The 16326-nt window shown below is 59.7% G+C and carries 13 protein-coding genes and 1 pseudogene; all 14 read left to right on the top strand.

Features of this window, described 5'->3' with window-relative positions; all coding sequences use genetic code 11:
* Positions 1 to 701 precede the first annotated feature (701 nt).
* On the top strand, positions 702 to 1187 hold the full coding sequence (gene tssJ / locus E1958_RS08875; protein ID WP_207787895.1) for a type VI secretion system lipoprotein TssJ: 486 nt from the start codon (positions 702 to 704) through the stop codon (positions 1185 to 1187).
* A gap of 102 nt (positions 1188 to 1289) precedes the next feature.
* Positions 1290 to 2627: a type VI secretion system baseplate subunit TssK gene (gene tssK, locus E1958_RS08870; RefSeq protein WP_133511557.1), complete on the top strand. Its 1338-nt coding sequence runs from the start codon at positions 1290 to 1292 to the stop codon at positions 2625 to 2627.
* Between the two features lie 6 nt (positions 2628 to 2633).
* Positions 2634 to 3980: a type IVB secretion system protein IcmH/DotU gene (gene icmH, locus E1958_RS08865; protein ID WP_133511556.1), complete on the top strand. Its 1347-nt coding sequence runs from the start codon at positions 2634 to 2636 to the stop codon at positions 3978 to 3980.
* A 111-nt stretch (positions 3981 to 4091) separates the two neighbouring features.
* A complete protein-coding gene (locus E1958_RS08860) occupies positions 4092 to 4841 on the top strand; it encodes a phosphoribosyltransferase (protein ID WP_133511555.1) in 750 nt (249 codons plus the stop codon).
* Positions 4842 to 5938: 1097 nt separating this feature from the next.
* Complete coding sequence (locus E1958_RS08855) at positions 5939 to 6871, top strand: WD40 repeat domain-containing protein (RefSeq protein ID WP_133511554.1); 933 nt, start codon at positions 5939 to 5941, stop codon at positions 6869 to 6871.
* A gap of 120 nt (positions 6872 to 6991) precedes the next feature.
* Complete coding sequence (locus tag E1958_RS08850) at positions 6992 to 7600, top strand: JAB domain-containing protein (RefSeq protein ID WP_133511553.1); 609 nt, start codon at positions 6992 to 6994, stop codon at positions 7598 to 7600.
* A 22-nt stretch (positions 7601 to 7622) separates the two neighbouring features.
* A complete protein-coding gene (locus tag E1958_RS08845; RefSeq protein WP_133511552.1) occupies positions 7623 to 8189 on the top strand; it encodes a hypothetical protein in 567 nt (188 codons plus the stop codon).
* The gene (locus tag E1958_RS08840; RefSeq protein WP_133511551.1) at positions 8189 to 8686 is read left to right on the top strand and encodes a hypothetical protein; all 498 of its coding nucleotides are present in this window, start codon (positions 8189 to 8191) and stop codon (positions 8684 to 8686) included. Before E1958_RS08845 ends, E1958_RS08840 begins: the two co-directional genes overlap by 1 nt.
* A gap of 9 nt (positions 8687 to 8695) precedes the next feature.
* Positions 8696 to 9304 (top strand): hypothetical protein, encoded by a 609-nt coding sequence (locus E1958_RS08835; protein ID WP_133511550.1) that lies wholly within the window; start codon positions 8696 to 8698, stop codon positions 9302 to 9304.
* A complete protein-coding gene (gene tssM, locus E1958_RS08830; RefSeq protein WP_133511549.1) occupies positions 9301 to 12879 on the top strand; it encodes a type VI secretion system membrane subunit TssM in 3579 nt (1192 codons plus the stop codon). The genes E1958_RS08835 and tssM overlap by 4 nt, the downstream gene beginning before the upstream one ends.
* A 16-nt stretch (positions 12880 to 12895) precedes the next feature.
* Positions 12896 to 13942, top strand: coding sequence for an Rpn family recombination-promoting nuclease/putative transposase (locus E1958_RS08825; protein ID WP_133511548.1), 1047 nt, complete (start codon positions 12896 to 12898; stop codon positions 13940 to 13942).
* Positions 13943 to 14094: 152 nt separating this feature from the next.
* Complete coding sequence (tagF, locus tag E1958_RS08820; protein WP_133511547.1) at positions 14095 to 14847, top strand: type VI secretion system-associated protein TagF; 753 nt, start codon at positions 14095 to 14097, stop codon at positions 14845 to 14847.
* Positions 14844 to 15605, top strand: a complete 762-nt coding sequence (locus E1958_RS08815; protein WP_133511546.1) for a PP2C family protein-serine/threonine phosphatase — start codon at positions 14844 to 14846, stop codon at positions 15603 to 15605. Before tagF ends, E1958_RS08815 begins: the two co-directional genes overlap by 4 nt.
* Before the next feature lie 30 nt (positions 15606 to 15635).
* Positions 15636 to 16326 (top strand): annotated as a pseudogene (locus E1958_RS08810) (nitrogenase component 1); the annotation flags it as partial.

Genomic DNA, 16326 nt, shown 5'->3' with positions numbered 1-16326 from the left:
GCGCCGACCTCGCGTCGGGTGTAGGTTGGGTTAGGCGCACGGAGAAACGTCGCGGAGGGCACGGTGTCGAACGCGCCGTAACCCAACACGTCCGGTCCTCCAGGCCGCGCCAAATAATTCAGGAACTCGATTCGCACCTCTAGACGACCCCAAGCCGCACCCCCATGCGGCGCTGGAAATCTACGACCATCCGGGCGGCTACCGGCAACGCGATGCCGGCAGGAGCCGGTGCGGGTCCGCCTGGAGGAGCTGCACGCAGGCTACGAGACCCTACAGGGTACCGGCAATGCCCGCGACCCGCGCTCGTTCCCACGCTCCAGAGACTGTGCAAGAATCTGTCTTTTCTGGCGGCGGTGGGATGAATCTGTGAAAATCTGCGTAATCTGCGGATTCAAAACGAAACACGACCGACGCCCATGAGGCCGAGATGGTGGGTACAGCCTACCCTAGGCGATGGGCACAGCCCAGCCTACCGGCGACTGGCAGCTGGAGGCTAAGAGACTGTCTAAAAAGGGACCGTAGGCCGGGTTGCGGCCAGGGATGGCCAAAACCCAGCAATAACCAAAGCTGGGGTTCGTTCCGCACCCCAGCCTACCGATTTAAAATCAATAGGTTAGTTTTTAGACAGCCTCTAAAGGTTATACGTGCTCGCTGCTCACCGGGTCGACAAACCACAAGACCACACGCGAAGGGAGTTTAGTATGGAAATCTCAAGCAGCATTTTCGGCCGATCCGCCGCGCTCCTCTTGCTGGGCCTTGCCAGCTGTATCCTAGCGGGTTGCGGCAGTGATCCGATCCCCCCGGAGACCAAGACCCGCCTGAAGGCGGAGGTCATCGCGTCGGTTGACGTCAATCAGGACACGGATGGTCGCTCCCTGCCCATCGTCGTGAGGATCTACGAGCTCAAGGCGACCCGGGGGTTCCGGAATGCGGACTTTTACGGTCTCTATGACCGTGAGGCCGAAGCCCTGGGGGCGGATCTCCTGACCCGCGAGGAGCTCAACCTGGGACCTGGGCAACGACGCCTGATCAAGCGCGAGACAGCCCCGGACGCCCGCTATCTGGGCGTGATGGGCGCATTCCGTGCCATCGACGGCGCCCAGTGGAAGGCGACCCGCCCCTTGACTGTGGGCACGACCAACAAGGTCAAGATCCGTCTCGGCCCGAACAGCGTTTCCATTCGCTGATGCACCTGTCGTGATCGCTTTTTCTGCGTCCGCGGCGTCTCTGTAGTTCATGAATACATCTGGGTAGGTTAGACCGGCTCTTAAACCTTAAAGAGGCGACTTATGTCCTGGAACAGCAAGGTGCTCTGGTCGGAGGGGATGTTTCTGCAGCCCCATCATTTCCAGCAGCACGACCGCTACCTCGAGCATCTGGTGGGTGCGACCTCTGCCGTTGCCACGCCCTACCCCTGGGGGGTGCAGCGCCTGACGGTCGATACCGAGCTGTTGGGCCTCGGCAAGGTGGCCCTGGTGGAGGCCAAGGGCCTGCTGCCCGACGGCACCCCGTTCGACCTCCCTGCGGACGGCCCACCACCGCCCGCTCTGGAGCTCGATGAGACGGTCAAGGAAGCGATCGTCTATCTGGCCCTGCCCCTGCGGCAGCCGGGATTGGTGGAGGCCGGAGGCGCGGAGGCGACCGACGCCACCCTACGTTACCGCAGCCATACCGAGGAGGTACGTGACAATCATACGGGACCACAACAGACGGAGGCCCCGGTGGAAGTCGGCACCCTCGAGCTGCGCCTCCTGCTCGACCGGGACGACCGCAACGGATTCGCCCACACCGGGCTGGTGCGGGTTCTGGAGTGTCGGGCGGACAAGCGGATCGTGCTGGATGATGCCTATATTCCTCCCTGTGTGGACTGCAAGGCCAGTCCGCGGCTGGCCGGATTCGTCGGTGAGCTGCTGGGGTTGCTGCATCACCGCGGGGAGACGCTGGCCGCCAGGGTCAGCGGATCGGGGCGCAGCGGGGTTGCCGAGTGGGCGGATTTTCTCCTGCTGCAAGTCATCAATCGGCTCGAGCCCCTCACTTCACACCTGGATGCCATCGCGGGCCTGCACCCGGAGCTCCTCTATCGCTTGTTGTTACCCATGGCTGGCGAGCTCGCGACCTTTACGATCCGCGAGAAACGTCCACCTGAGTTTCCAACCTATCGTCACGACGACTTGGCCGGGACCTTCACGCCGGTAATGGTCGCTCTGCGGGAGGCGTTGAGCAGGGTCTTGGAGGAACGGGCCATCCCCATCCCGATCCAGGAGCGCAAGTTCGGCTTCCGCGTCGCCCCTTTGAGCGACCGGACCCTGCTCGCCGACGCCGGCTTCATCCTGGCCGCGCACGCCAAGGTCAACACCGAGGTCTTGCGCAACCGGTTCCCGGCCCAGGTGAAGATCGGACCGGTGGAGAAGATCCAAGAGCTGGTCAAGCTCGCCCTGCCCGGGATCGCATTGCGGCCCCTGCCGGTGGCACCGCGTCAGATTCCTTTCCATGCCGGGTTCGTCTATTTCGAGCTCGACCGTAGCAGCGAGCTGTGGGAACAGCTGGAGCACTCGGGTGGCTTCTCTCTGCACATCGGCGGTGAATTTCCGGACCTGGAGCTGGAATTCTGGGCTGTCAGGGAGTAGGCGGGCATGTCCCAAGACGATTCCTTCTCCACCATGGGTGATAGCGACCGCACCCTGATCCGGCCGACGCCGGGCGGGCACAAAGCCACCGGTGCACCACCGCTACCGCCGAGGGCACGTGCGGAGGTCACCCCGATCCCGCGCGGCGCCTTGCCGACCGGGACCGACCTCAATCCCTTGGTCCGTTGCGCCTCGCCGTTGCTCGCCGCCGCCGGCCAGTTGCGCAACAGCACCACCCACCCGGACCCGGAGGGACTACGCAACCGGCTGGTCAGCGAGGTCCGTACCTTCGAGGAGTGCGCCCGGGCGAAGAGTATTCCTGAGAATAATGTCTTAACCGCCCGCTATGTGCTCTGCTCTCTACTCGACGAGGCGGTGCTGGGGACCCCGTGGGGCAGCGAGAGCATCTGGGCCGAGCAGGGCCTGCTGATCGGCTTCCACAAGGAGACCTGGGGCGGCGAGAAGTTCTTTCTGGCCCTCGAGCGGCTGATGACCCGCCCCAGCGTCAATCTGGACCTGCTCGAGCTCATGTATCTGTGCCTGGCCTTCGGCTTCCGGGGGCGCTACGCGCGTGCCGGGGGTGGGGGCCGGGATCAGCTGGAGACGGTCCGCGAACAGCTCTATCAGACCATCCGCGCCCAGCGCGGTGACCCTGAGCGGGAGCTCTCCCCCCACTGGCGAGGGATCGTCGAGCAGCGAGATCCATTGATCCGCATCCTGCCACTGTGGGTGCTGTCGGCCTTGGCCGGTGTGCTCTTGGTCGCCTTGTTTGCCGGCTTCCGCTATGCGCTGCACAGCGATTCCGATCCGGTATTCCTGGCCCTGGGCAAGCTGGACGTCCCCACCGTTGAGGTCCCTCGTACTCCCAGCGTCGCCACCAGGTACGAACCCTCACCGCCGGTCGCTGAGAGGCCGCTGTCACTGCGTATCCTGTTGGCGGACGAGATCGCCGCCGGGCAGGTGGAGATCGTCGACGGAGCGCGCGGACAGACCGAAACCGTCGTGATCCAGAGTGACCAGCTCTTTCGCTCGGGCCAGGCCTCGCTCAACAAGCAATTCCTCGCCTTGCTGGAGGTTATCGGTGGGGCCTTGCAACAGCTGCCGGGCGAGGTGCTGGTAACGGGTCACACCGACAGCATACCGATCCGCACCCTGAAGTTCCCGAGCAACCAGGTCTTGTCCGCGCGGCGTGCCCAAAACGTCACCGGGCGGTTGAGAAAGATCACGGGTCAGCCGGATCGGTTCACCGCTAAGGGGCTGGCAGACAGCCGACCGCGGATGCCGGAGGATCCGACCCATGCCCGCAACCGACGGGTGGAAATCAGCTTGCGGCACCCGGCCCGGGTCGGTTAGTACAGCCGTGCCGGAGTACCGGAAACATAGGGATCATTCTTTTGCCGCAAATGAACGCGAATCAACGCAAATAAGATTGATCCAAACGTGGGCGATTGCGAGGAATTTTTCGTGGAACAGGAAATGCCCTGTTATGTTCGTGCGCTGGCTGAACGAGCGCCTTGGAGCAATTTCCCCCAGGTAATTCGAAATGGCGATCTCGGCACATTGCGGGGAGAGCCGGAGTACCAAGCCGCCAAGAGTGGAGATCACGCCGCTGCTCTGGATTTGGTTGATCGCTCGCTGAGCGATGAAACCGTCAATCACATCAGGGCATTGATTGGTAACAGCAAGCCAACCCTACTGCCGGTCCTGGCTACCGAACAGAACGGCAACAACAAGATCCCATTAGCAATGGCCAAAGTTATTTCAAAGCGGCTTGGCCTCGATATCGAGCTAGGCATTGGGCAACGTGAGAAGGTTCACCGCACCGGAACTGGTGCCGACTACCGCTTGGTATTTAACCCGACATTCAAAGGTGACGTACATCCAGGCCGTAACTATCTGATCCTAGATGACACCTTGACGATGGGTGGCACGCTTGCTTCACTACATGGCTATATCGAGAATCGAGGCGGCAACGTGATCGGCGCAGCAGTGATGACAGCACACCCAGGTGCGGTCGATCTGGCCGTAAAACCCGCTATGCTGGAGGCCATTGCCCGCAAGCATGGCCCCGCGATGAATGCCTTTTGGCAGGAGACCTTCGGTTATGGCATCGACTACCTCACCCAAGGCGAAGCAGGACACCTTCGAGCCGCCGCGAATGTTGACGAAATCCGAGTTCGCATCGCTGTTGCACGACATGCAGGAATCAAGTAAATGGATGGAGGCCGAGCTCGAGCGCCGGTATCCACAGCGCAACCAGACAAATTCACGCTCGACGGCCCCACGGAAGGACAAGGACTCGACGACTGGGTTAGAGCGGTAAAAGCAGCGGCCAAGCAACGCGCGGCTCGCAGACAGAGCGCGTAGCAGCAGGTCGACAAGTCCAAGCCGCAGGAACCCAATTCCGTAGGGTCTAGATAACTTTAGCCTCTGCAACTGCATGCTAAGGTTATGTTGGCTCGTTCCCATGCTCCAGAGACTGTGAAAATATTACTGGATTTTCAGATCTAAAGGGACAGGACGACACAATTTCCCTAAATTTTTCAGAAAATCTTTCTCATCTTCCCACATAGCATAGGATTTGATGCGGAATTGGCAGCTGGTAGTGGCTAAATTTCAAGTGATGAAGTCCGCTGGCCCCTGCCTCGTCATTCCGGCAGGCACACAGACAGGCCGGAATCCCAAGTGCCATGGACGGCAAAAGTAGTGAGGGCTTGAATCACTAGGTCGCACAACGATGTCACTTGAAATTTAGCCACTACCTGGCAGCTTAACCCCACCCCTTTCGGGAAAAACGAATTCTTTCACAGTCTCTCCAACGTGGGAACGCCGTTTCGTCCGCTCCAGCGGACCGTACCTCTTCTGTGCTGACATGGGTTGGCGGGTACCGGCTTACCTGGTCGCTTGTCGACGCTGGAGCGTCGGGATTTGCTCCCACGCTGGAGCGTAGGAGCCAGAGAGACAGATCGCCTTATTCAGGTGGGCCGCATAATAAAGATAGAGGTCATTGAAAATCTAATCATTACTCCAAAGTCTTTCCTTAGCTTTGTAATAAAAAGGACACTCATCAATAGTTGCGCAGAATAATGAATAACAGCAAGTTCATAGTTATAAGTGGATTTGTGGCGTCGATAATTACAATATTCACGTTTATAACTGATGTTACGTCAGTAGGAATGTTGTTTGACATAAGATCTGGCAATACAAGCAAGGGGGAGACTAATGGATCACATAAGAGTAAAATGCCGGCACCCCACACGCCTAAAAATATTCTTTATAATAAATGCACGATCGGTAGGAATAGATATGCTGTGAAGATATCTAATAATAGAAAATATATAGCCACAATAAATAATTCGGTAAAAATATGGGATGCAAATAATTGCAATCACGTGGTTTCTTTTTCAAGAAACTACTTTACAGACATATTTACGTATGCTGGATTTAGTATGCCAGCTCATAGGGAGCACATTAATGACCTTCAGTTCTCACAAGATAGCTTGTTAGTGGCAACCAGAGCCTCGCATGAGATTATTGTTTGGGGACTTAAAAAGGGAACGCCTATTTATACTGTAAAAAGTGATGGAGAAAATCCATTAAACAATACGCTAAGTATTAGCACAGACTCGCGAATCCTTGCAGTAGCAAATAAAGCGCCAAATACAATAGAGTTTCACGATATTTCAAAGGAAAGAATATCACATACCATCAATATAAAAGATATTGGTTACGAAAAAATTGATTCAATTGCATTTTCTGACAATAAATATCTTTTAGTTAATGGTAAGACTAAATATAAGCCTAAGACAACAATGTATGATGTTGAAGGAAATAAGATTGTAGCTGTTTTTGAGCATTCCGCAGATATTAATTCATTGTCACAAAATAGGAAATACATAGGGGTTAGGGCTAAAGATAGCATCCAGATATGGGCCCTTAGTCCTGAGTATACTCTTCATCGTTCTATACCGAAGCTGAAGCGAAAGGAAATGAAATCTCCTAAAGGGTTGTATGCTTCTGATGATGGACGTCATATAGTTGTTTTTAGTTACGACAGCGAAGTTGTTTTATTGGATGGCCTAACTGGCAAAAGCAAAAGTCTTGGCAGCTACAATCCGAACGTATATGGTTTTGATGGTGGTTTTATAGATAAACGGACTGTATTGTTTGTTCACAGTAGTTATGTACCTGGTAAAGCTTATAAAGGTAGAACCGATGTTTTTTTACTAAATTTAGAATTATAAATTGAGTATTGATAGGTGAGCATCTCAGCTAACAATTTGGGTGCAACTGACCGTTACGGTCGCTACTGCCCCCTCACATCGGCTGACCCAAGGCGTTAGCCCTTCATAAAAGGCATCACAATGGAAGTCAAATTAAGCAAACAACAAAAAGTCACTGTAAAGGGTGCGGAAGACATTTATCTGATCATGCGCCAAATTCTCCGGAGAGAGAATAAAATCGGTCAAGGTCAGGAACACTTCTGGATGGTGGGTTTGAATCAAGCGAACAAGATCCTCTATATCGAGTTGGTCGCTTTGGGGTCTGCCAACATGGCGGGCATCAACCCCAGGGAAGCCTTCCGCATGGCGATCTACAAGCTGGCGGTCCAGGTGATTATGGTCCATAACCATCCCAGTGGGAATGTAACGCCTTCAATCGGAGATCAAGACCTTACCGATCATTTTATTCAAGCGGGTAAATTCCTTAAAGTCGAAGTGATCGATCATTTAATCATCAGCGATGAAACCTATCATAGCTTTGTCGAGTCGGGTATCTTCAAGAAACTCCAGGCAAGCGAACGCTGGATTTTGCCTTATAAAGTCAAGAAGAGGATCAGGAATGAGGGTAAGGAGGAAGGAAGAAAAGAAGAAAAAATAGAAATGGCAAAGGCTATGAAACGAAAAGGTATGGATATTCAAGATATTGAAGACATTTCTGGATTGACAATTGAAGAAATTCAAAAACTATAGAACCCAAACAGGCTAACCGGAAATGGGAACCATTCCTTTACCGCCAATGAATCCGTTTGCCGGCTGCGTCATGTCGGCCAGGTTGCAGGAACCAAGTCACCAGTGGCGGTTGCTGTCGAGTTGCCGCTCGGGATTCGACGCGGCCCCGAACAACCCCTGTCCGACGCCGCGAGAATCGATGCTGCAAGAATTCATGCCGGAGGCATGGGAGCAAGACGAGGTGCCGGAGATTCGACAAGAGCAGTGGGACGCGCTGGAGCAGGACGCGGTGGAGCGCTATGTCGAGCGGACGGCCAAGGAGGTCGAGCAGCGCATGCGCAAGGAGCAACCGGTATTGACCGACGACTATGGCGAGACCCTGCATGCCGACATCACCGAAGCGGTCCGGGCCACGGAGCGGCTCGGGGTCGATGAAGAAGACCCGATCTACGACTGGTGCCTGGTCCGCATCGCCTCCGGACTGCCTTTCTATGCGATGGACGAATTCGCCGATGTCCTGAACCACCCGTTCCTGTCGCCGTTCGCCAAGGCGCGCCATATCATCATGGCCTTCTTCGCGGCGGTGGAGCGGCAAGGGAAGGCCCGCTGATGGGCGCCATCGCCGCCGCGCCGGCACTGGCCGCCGGACCGCCGGGCTGGGCAGTCTTCGGGGTCGTCGCAGTGGGCACGGCCGCCTACGGGCTGGCCATGTCATCGAGCCGCCACCAAACCAAGTCGGCAAGTCAGACCAAGGACGCTACACACTGTCGGGGGAAGTGTCGGGACAACAAATGGTCGGCCAGGGTACATGCCCAGGGAAAGATCATCGGGGGCACCACGAAGTCGACCGTCGGCGCCCCGGCAATCTTCAAGCAATCGCCGGTAACGGTCGCGGAAGGGATCGGGCGCGCGGAGGCGACCTTCGGGATGCTGACCAGGAGACAGAAAAAGGAGCTTCAGATCGCCTATGAAGGGTGCAAGCGGTTTATCGAATCTTGTCCGCTAAAGGGTTTTCTCGGTAAGAAGTCCTCCTACGGGGAAAACCGCAAGGGAGGCAATCGTATCGATGTGGATTCCTACGGCCCATCCGAGAATTTCACAGAGTGAGCTACTACCATGAAGCTGGAGCAGATCAAAGAACACCCGGACTTTCCTTTTCGCGATTTTCGCAAGGATGACCTGCAATTCCTGATGCTGGAGCTCTATTGGGCCGAGCTCCTGCGGGATAGCCTGCCGGAAGCGGTGGCCACGGACTGGGGACCCGAGTGGGCGGCGGATCCCGAGGACGGTAATCCGATCCTGAGTGTCAGCAACCGAAAGCTGATGCCGCCCCGGATGCTGAGGATCATTCAGAACATCAATGACGACCAATTTCCGGAGCTGGATCTGGAGACCGAGGAGGAGCCGATCAGGTACCGGGCCCCGGTCTATGCCGCTTTTGTCCCCGGCATGACCTACGGACAGCAGGACCAGGACTTGCAGACCCCGATCGAGGAGCTGGTCATTCTATCCGAGGTCTCCGAGGTCTGCGAGCGGATGGTCCGGGACTATATCCGGCTCTGGTGCGCGGAACGGGTCCCGGAGAGCCAGATGGATGAGGTGGTAACCGCCTATTGGGCACAAGCTGAGGCTAACCAGATCGATCCGGAGGAGGACGAGGATCAGGGCGTGTCGATATTTGACAGAGATCGTCTGACACCCCCCGACACGTGCATCCGACCATGAAGAAACTATTCCGGTCCCTGGGCAAACCCTGGTTCCTCACCCTCCTGGGCGTACTGGCCCTGGCGCTGCTGATCTGGTTCCTGGGGCCCCTGTTCGGATTCGCCGGGTCCTATCCGCTGGAAGAGACGCGACCACGCTGGATCCTTATCGGCTGTCTGTTCGGTATCTGGGCCCTGGTCCAGGCCTGGAAGGCCATCGCCGCCCGGCGGAAAAACCGCCAAATGACGGAGCAGATGGCGGCTGCCCCCGAGCCGGAGCCGGACGCCGCGGAAGTGGCCTCCGGCGAGGAGCTCGAGACCCTGCGCGGGCGTTTCGGCGAGGCCATGGCGGTGTTGAAGCAGGCGGACACCAAAGGGCGTCTCGGTGGCGCTTACGTGTATCAATTGCCCTGGTACCTCATCATCGGCCCCCCCGGCTGCGGCAAGACCACGGCCCTGATCAACTCCGGCCTGCGCTTCCCGCTCGCGGAGCGTTTTGGCCAGGACCCTATCCGCGGCGTCGGGGGCACCCGCAACTGTGACTGGTGGTTCTCCGACGAGGCGGTGCTGCTCGATACTGCGGGCCGCTACACCACCCAGGACAGCTACGAGGCCGTGGACAGTGCCGCCTGGCTGGGATTCCTCGCCCTGCTCAAGAAGCACCGCCCGCGGCGGCCCATCAACGGCGTCCTGGTGGCGGTCAGTCTGGCCGATCTGATGCAGCAAACGGCTACCGAGCGGACCCTCCAGGCCCGCGCCATCAAGCAACGGGGCCAGGAGCTGCACCAGCACTTGGGGGTTCGCTTTCCCATGTATGTGCTGTTCATGAAGGGCGACCTGATCGCGGGCTTCATGGAGGTCTTCGGCGACCTGGGCCAGGAGGATCGAGAGCAGGTCTGGGGCATGACCTTTCACCTGGACCAACACACGGGGGCAACCGACGGCATCGCGGAGTTTTCCCGCGAGTTCGACCGCCTGGAAGGGCGTCTCAACGAGCAGCTATTGGGACGGTTGCAGCAAGAGCGCGATCTGCACAAACGGGCCCTGATCTTCGCCTTTTCGCAACAGCTCGCCGCCCTCAAAGAGGTCGTGGACGGCTTCTTAAGGGACGTCTTTCAACCGAGCCGGTACGAAGAGCACCCGCTGGTCCGCGGCGTCTATTTCACCAGCGGAACCCAGACCGGGGCGCCCATCGATCGGGTGATGGGCGCGCTGGCGGCCAACCTGGGACTCGACCGGCAGGCCGCGTCGGCCTTCACCGGCAGCGGTAAGGGCTTCTTCATCAACCGCCTGTTCCGCGACCTGATCTTTCGGGAGGCCGGTCTGGCCGGGACCGACCTGCGTTTGGAGCGGCACCGCCGTTGGGTGCAGCGGGGCGCCTATGCCGCGGCCATCGGCATTACGGCCATCGCCGCCGCGGCCTGGCTGACCAGCTATCTGCGCAATCAGGCCTACATCGAGGAGGTCGCCGCCCGGACCCATACCATTCAGGCGCAGATCGCTGGGTTGCAGCCGCAGGAGCAGCGGGAGCCCTTGCGATTCTTGCCCCTACTCAACGCCATGCGGGACATCCCCGGCGGCTACGGTGACGACCGGGTCCCGCTGTCGGCGCGGTTCGGGCTGTCCCAGCACGGCAAGCTCGGAGAGGCGGCCCGGGACGGTTATCTCAGGGCCTTGGACAAGACCCTGCTGTCTGCTGTCATCCTGGGCCTCGAAGATCAGATCCGAAGGCTCCTCGCCGAACCGGACAAGCTCTACGAGGCCCTGCGTGTCTATCTGATGCTCTACGACGACGCGCACTATGATGCGGAGACGGTACGGGCCTGGGCCAACGGCTATTGGGAACACAACTGGCCGCGGGAGATCCCCGTGGAGCAGCACGCGGATCTGCAACGCCATCTTAAGGCCCTGTTCACGCAGGAGCCCCTGGCCTATCGACCCCATGAGATGAATCAGGGACTCGTCGAACGGGCGCGCGCGGTCCTGAACCGCCCGCTCCCCGCCGAGCGCGTCTTCTCCCGTCTGCAACAGACCGGGGTCGGCGACCGGTTTCCCGACTTCATCGTCAGTCGCGCCGCGGGGCCTTACGCCGATCAGGTATTGGAACGCAAGAGCGGTCAGGCGCTGGCGACGGGAATCGATGCCCTCTATACCTATGACGCCTATCACCAGGGGTTCCGGCCGCGGGTGTCGAAGTTGATCGCCACCCTGGAAAATGAGCGGTGGGTCCTGGGTACCAGCGTCTCGCTGGCAGACAAGATGGCTTTGATGGGCGATGTGCGCGGGCTCTATTTGAAAGAGTACATCCGCCAGTGGCAGGCCCTGTTGGACGATCTCGCACTCCGCGGCGGGCACGGTCCCAGAGAGACCGCGGCCATCCTGAACTTCTTGTCCGACAAACGTGACTCCCCCTTGCTCCTGCTGTTCCGGGCCATTGCGCGGGAGACCGATCTGGAGCACCGGGAGGCGAAGCAGGAGGCACAGGCCGGCCGTATCGAAGCGGCGGTAGACTATGTGCAGCGCAGGACGGGCCGGATCGGCAGGTTGTGGGAAGATGCCGAAAGGATCGAGTCAGCGGGGGGCCGCCGTTCCAAAGAACCCCCGGAGCATATCGTGAGCGCGGCCTTCTCGGGGATTCACGAGTTGGTCGATACCGAGGGGGGAAACAAGGTCTCGGAGCTGGAATCCGTCCTGGATCAGCTCCACCCCCTGTACGTTTATATGGACAATTATGCGGACCGGGTGGGCAAGGGACCCAAGCTGCTCGAGATTTTCAAGCAGCAGGAGAGCAAAGAGGCCGATGTAGTGATGCGTGCCGCCCAGAGCCTCCCAGGGCCCCTCGGTAGTTGGCTCGACAACCTGGCCCGAGACAGCAAGAACATGGTATCGGGAGAGGTACAGGCCGAACTCAACCGGCTCTGGAAGGCGGAGGTACTCCCCCTGTGCCGACGCGCCACCCGCAGCCGCTATCCTTTTCGCCCCGCGGGTACGGCCGAAATCCCCCTCAAGGATTTCGGGCAGCTGTTCGGCCCCAACGGGGACCTGGATCGCTTCTTCAAAGAGAACTTCTCCGGGGCCGTGGATACGACCGGCGATCCCTGGCGCTGGATCGGGGACGACCAGGGGCGGATCTCCGCGGATGCATTGGCCCAGTTCCAACTCGCCGCGGCTATCCGCGCGGCCTTCTTCTCAGCCGGCGGGTCCGACCTGACGGTCGAGTTCAAATTGGAGGCGGTGAGCATGGACGACCGGGCCAAACAGTTCATCCTCGATCTGGAAGGGCAGGTCGTTACCTTCCGGCACGAGGCGGGCCGCTCCTGGCGGCTCAAGTGGCCGGTGCCCGAGGGTACGGGGCGGGTGCGCCTATCCTTCCTGGACCTCATCGACGAGGAGTACAGTGTCACCGAGCAGGGTCCCTGGGCCTGGTTTCGAATCCTCGACCGCTCCGTATTGAAAAGGATCAGTGACGAACGCTATCGGGTCACATTCCGAATCGATAATGGCCTGCGCGTAACCTTCGACTTGGACGCCCTCAGTGTGCGCAACCCATTCGGAGTCACGGAGCTACGCAACTTTCGCTGTCCGGTGCGTCTGTGAATAATGAGGTCATAGCGTGACGAAGGAGGAGACAGGCCGCGGCCCAACCCACGACAGCAGCTACAAGCTGTTGTATTCGCATACCGTGATGGTCGGCGACCTGTTGCGGGGCTTCGTACCGGATACCTGGGTCAAGGAGCTGGACCTGACCACGCTGGAGAAATGCAGCGGCAGCTATGTCAGCGACGACCTCCGCGACCGGGCCGATGACCTGATCTGGCGCGTGCACTGGGGCCAGGATTGGCTCTATGTGTACCTGTTGCTCGAGTTCCAATCCACGATAGATCGCTGGATGGCGGTGCGTATCCAGACCTACCTCGGACTTCTCTACCAAGACCTGATCCGCACCCGGCAGCTCAGTAGCACCGGCCGGCTGCCGCCGGTGCTCCCCATCGTGCTCTACAATGGCGCCGACCCCTGGAATGCCGCGCGCACACTCGACGACTTGATCGAGCCGGCCCCGTCCGTGCTGCACCCATACCGGCCACAACAGGCGTATTTCCTGATCGACGAGCGGCGTATGGCGGAGCAGGGCAAGCTGCCGCAGCGTAACCTGAGCGCCGCGCTCTTCCGCCTCGAAGCCAGCCAAACACCTGGGGAGGTGCTGACCATCCTCCATGCGCTGGTCGAGTGGCTCAAGGCACCGGAGCAGACCGGTCTGCGGCGGGCCTTTACCGCCTGGCTTAACCGGGTCTTTCTCCCCAAGCGACTTGCAGGCGTAGAATTCGAGTCACTGAGCGATCTACATGAGGTACATGATATGTTGTCCAATCGCGTCGAGAGCTGGACCGACCAATGGAAACGCGAGGGTCTGGAGCAGGGTCTGGAGCAGGGTCTGGAACAAGGCTGCCAAGCGACACGCCACCTACTCACCAGCCTGGCCCACCACCGCTTCGGTTCCACGATCGCTACGCAGGCCGAGCCGTTTCTGACGGCGATTGCCGACCCGGTACAGCTCGCGGACCTCGGTGATGCGCTCCTCTCCTGCCCCGACGGCACTGCTTGGCTGCGCGTTCTGCATCAGGTGCAGTCCACGCCAACCGCCGGCGACGAGCACCCATAACCGACATCCGAGAGCATTCGAGTCAGGCCAAAAGGAGAAGCCCAATTCCTGCACTGAAACCAAGCCATTGTCGATGCCCATCACGAGAAATATCGAATAAGCGCCCTGTGGGCACGGCCCACCCTTGTACCTCTGATAATTCAGTAGTCCCGATGACCCATCCATCCCACCAATTGCAGCCCGGCCTCTACGGTAAGCTGCCGAGCAATGGTGACTTCGTGTCCCGCCGGTTACCCACCACCTTCGTGGAACCTTGGGACCGCTGGCTCCAGGAATCCATCGCAGACAGCCGGGACCAGCTGGGCGAACGCTGGCTCGATACCTACCTCACCAGCCCGGTCTGGCGCTTTGTGCTTGCACCGGGCGCGGCCGGTCAATCCGCATGGGCCGGCCTGCTCATGCCGAGTGTGGATCGGGTCGGACGCTATTTTCCGCTGACCCTTGCCTGTCCCCTGCCCGCCATGGGTAATCCGCTCGGCGTTCTGGCCAGCGCTGCTGCCTGGTATGACGCGGCCGAGACCCTCCTTCTCACCTGCCTGGAGCAGGACCTCGCACTCGCGGATTTCGACCAGCAGATTACGGCCCTCGGACCGCCGCCGAATCCACCCCGGTCGAATGCCCTTGGTCCGGGTCAGTCGGCCGCCCGGCGCCTGCCGCTGCCCGCCGATCTCGCCGCCCTCTGTCCCAGCCTGTTGCACCAGACCCTGGGGGAGCTCTTCTTTGCCTACAGCCTGTGGTGGTCGAACGGCTCGGAGGTCGTCGAACCCTCGGTCTTGCTGTGTCAGGGCCTGCCGCCGAGTGCCGGATTTGCGGGCATGCTCACGGGTGAGTGGGACCAGTGGGGTTGGGAACAGACCCCGGCCGGGCCGATCGGGGATGTTTCTCCGGGGCCGCAGGGATCATGAACCGCGCGAACCTGCTGCTAAGTGGCATCTCGGCCGGTGCCACTCACCGCGGGAACGTGCGGGAGGTCAACGAAGACGCCTATCTGGACCGACCGGATAGAGGGTTATGGGCGGTAGCGGATGGGATGGGCGGTCATGCCGCCGGTGATCTGGCGAGCCGTTTGGTCGTGCAGACCTTGGAGACGGCGCCGCAACACCCGTTTTTAGGCCTGGCAGTGGCGAGTCTGCGCGACTGCCTCGGCGATGCCAATCGGCGTCTGGGTGCCGAAGCCCGGCGCCGCGGGGAGGCGGTCATCGGCAGCACCCTAGCCGCTTTGATGGCGATGGGGGGGCATTGCGTCTCGCTGTGGGTGGGAGACAGTCGGATCTACCGCCTGCGTAACGGGACCCTGCACCGGCTCTCGCATGACCACAGCCAGGTACAGGCACTCGTCGACCAGGGTCGGCTCTCCCCTGATGCGATGGAAGAGCATCCGGCGGCCCATGTCATCACCCGGGCCCTGGGTGCCGAGGAGCGGCTGGAAGTCGATGCCCAGCTCTGCGAGATCAAGAACGGCGACCGCTTTTTGCTGTGCACCGACGGACTCACCAGAGAGATTCCCGAAGGCGATATCCTCGAGTTCTTGGCACGGATCGGGCTGAACGCGGCTCCCCAAGCCCTGATCGATGAGGCCTGCAAACGGGGCGCACGCGACAACGTAACCGCGGTCGTGGTCGATTTTCTGGCGCCGGAGGCTACCCCGGGCGAGCACGTGTAACTTGCTTCGCGGACACCCGAGAGTCTCGCTATCGAGGCGGTGGCCAAGAAAAAGGCCAAGGAGACCGGCAAGCCGGTGGTGCCGGTGCGTTGCGAGGGCTTCCGGGGCGTGTCGCAGTCCCTGGGCCATCACATCGCCAACGATGCGATCCGCGACGGGGTCATCGGCAAACCGCGACGGCGACGACCGCTTCGCGACCACACCCTACGACGTGGCCATCATCGGCGACTACAACATCGGCGGCAATGCCTGGGCCTCGCGCATCCTGCTGGAAGAGATGGGCCTGCGCGTCGTCGCCCAATGGTCCGGCGACGGCAGCCTGTCCGAGATCGAACTGACCCCGAAGGTCAAGCTCAACCTGATCCACTGTTATCGCTCGATGAACTACCTCAGCCGGCACCTGGAGGAGAAGTAGGGTATTCCCTGGATCGAGTACAACTTCTTCGGTCCGACCAAGATCGCCGAGTCCCTGCACAAGATCGCCGCCTGCTTCGACGACACCATCCAGACCAACGCCGAGCGGGTCATCGCCAAGTACCAGCCCCAGTCCGAGGCGGTCATCGAGAAGTACCGACCACGCCTGGAAGGGAAAAAGGTGATGCTCTATGTAGGCGGTCTGCGTCCGCGTCATGTTGTCGGTGCCTATGAAGGCCTGGGGATGGAGGTGGTGGGTACGGGCTATGAGTTTGCCCACAACGACGACTACGACCGCACCCTTAAG

This window comes from Candidatus Thiosymbion oneisti, assembly GCF_004359955.1.
In the GTDB taxonomy this organism is placed as follows: Bacteria; Pseudomonadota; Gammaproteobacteria; order Chromatiales; family Chromatiaceae; genus Thiosymbion; species Thiosymbion oneisti.
Note: the sequence above shows the minus strand (reverse complement) of the source record. Positions and strands in the feature narration are given on the sequence as shown.

What these genes read in the sequence shown, in the direction of transcription:
- tssJ (WP_207787895.1), top strand. Translation starts at nt 702, where the DNA reads ATGGAAATCTCAAGCAGCATTTTCGGCCGATCCGCCGCGCTCCTCTTG.
- tssK (WP_133511557.1), top strand. Translation starts at nt 1,290, where the DNA reads ATGTCCTGGAACAGCAAGGTGCTCTGGTCGGAGGGGATGTTTCTGCAG.
- icmH (WP_133511556.1), top strand. Translation starts at nt 2,634, where the DNA reads ATGTCCCAAGACGATTCCTTCTCCACCATGGGTGATAGCGACCGCACC.
- E1958_RS08850 (WP_133511553.1), top strand. Translation starts at nt 6,992, where the DNA reads ATGGAAGTCAAATTAAGCAAACAACAAAAAGTCACTGTAAAGGGTGCG.
- E1958_RS08845 (WP_133511552.1), top strand. Translation starts at nt 7,623, where the DNA reads ATGGGAACCATTCCTTTACCGCCAATGAATCCGTTTGCCGGCTGCGTC.
- E1958_RS08840 (WP_133511551.1), top strand. Translation starts at nt 8,189, where the DNA reads ATGGGCGCCATCGCCGCCGCGCCGGCACTGGCCGCCGGACCGCCGGGC.
- E1958_RS08835 (WP_133511550.1), top strand. Translation starts at nt 8,696, where the DNA reads ATGAAGCTGGAGCAGATCAAAGAACACCCGGACTTTCCTTTTCGCGAT.
- tssM (WP_133511549.1), top strand. Translation starts at nt 9,301, where the DNA reads ATGAAGAAACTATTCCGGTCCCTGGGCAAACCCTGGTTCCTCACCCTC.
- tagF (WP_133511547.1), top strand. Translation starts at nt 14,095, where the DNA reads ATGACCCATCCATCCCACCAATTGCAGCCCGGCCTCTACGGTAAGCTG.
- E1958_RS08815 (WP_133511546.1), top strand. Translation starts at nt 14,844, where the DNA reads ATGAACCGCGCGAACCTGCTGCTAAGTGGCATCTCGGCCGGTGCCACT.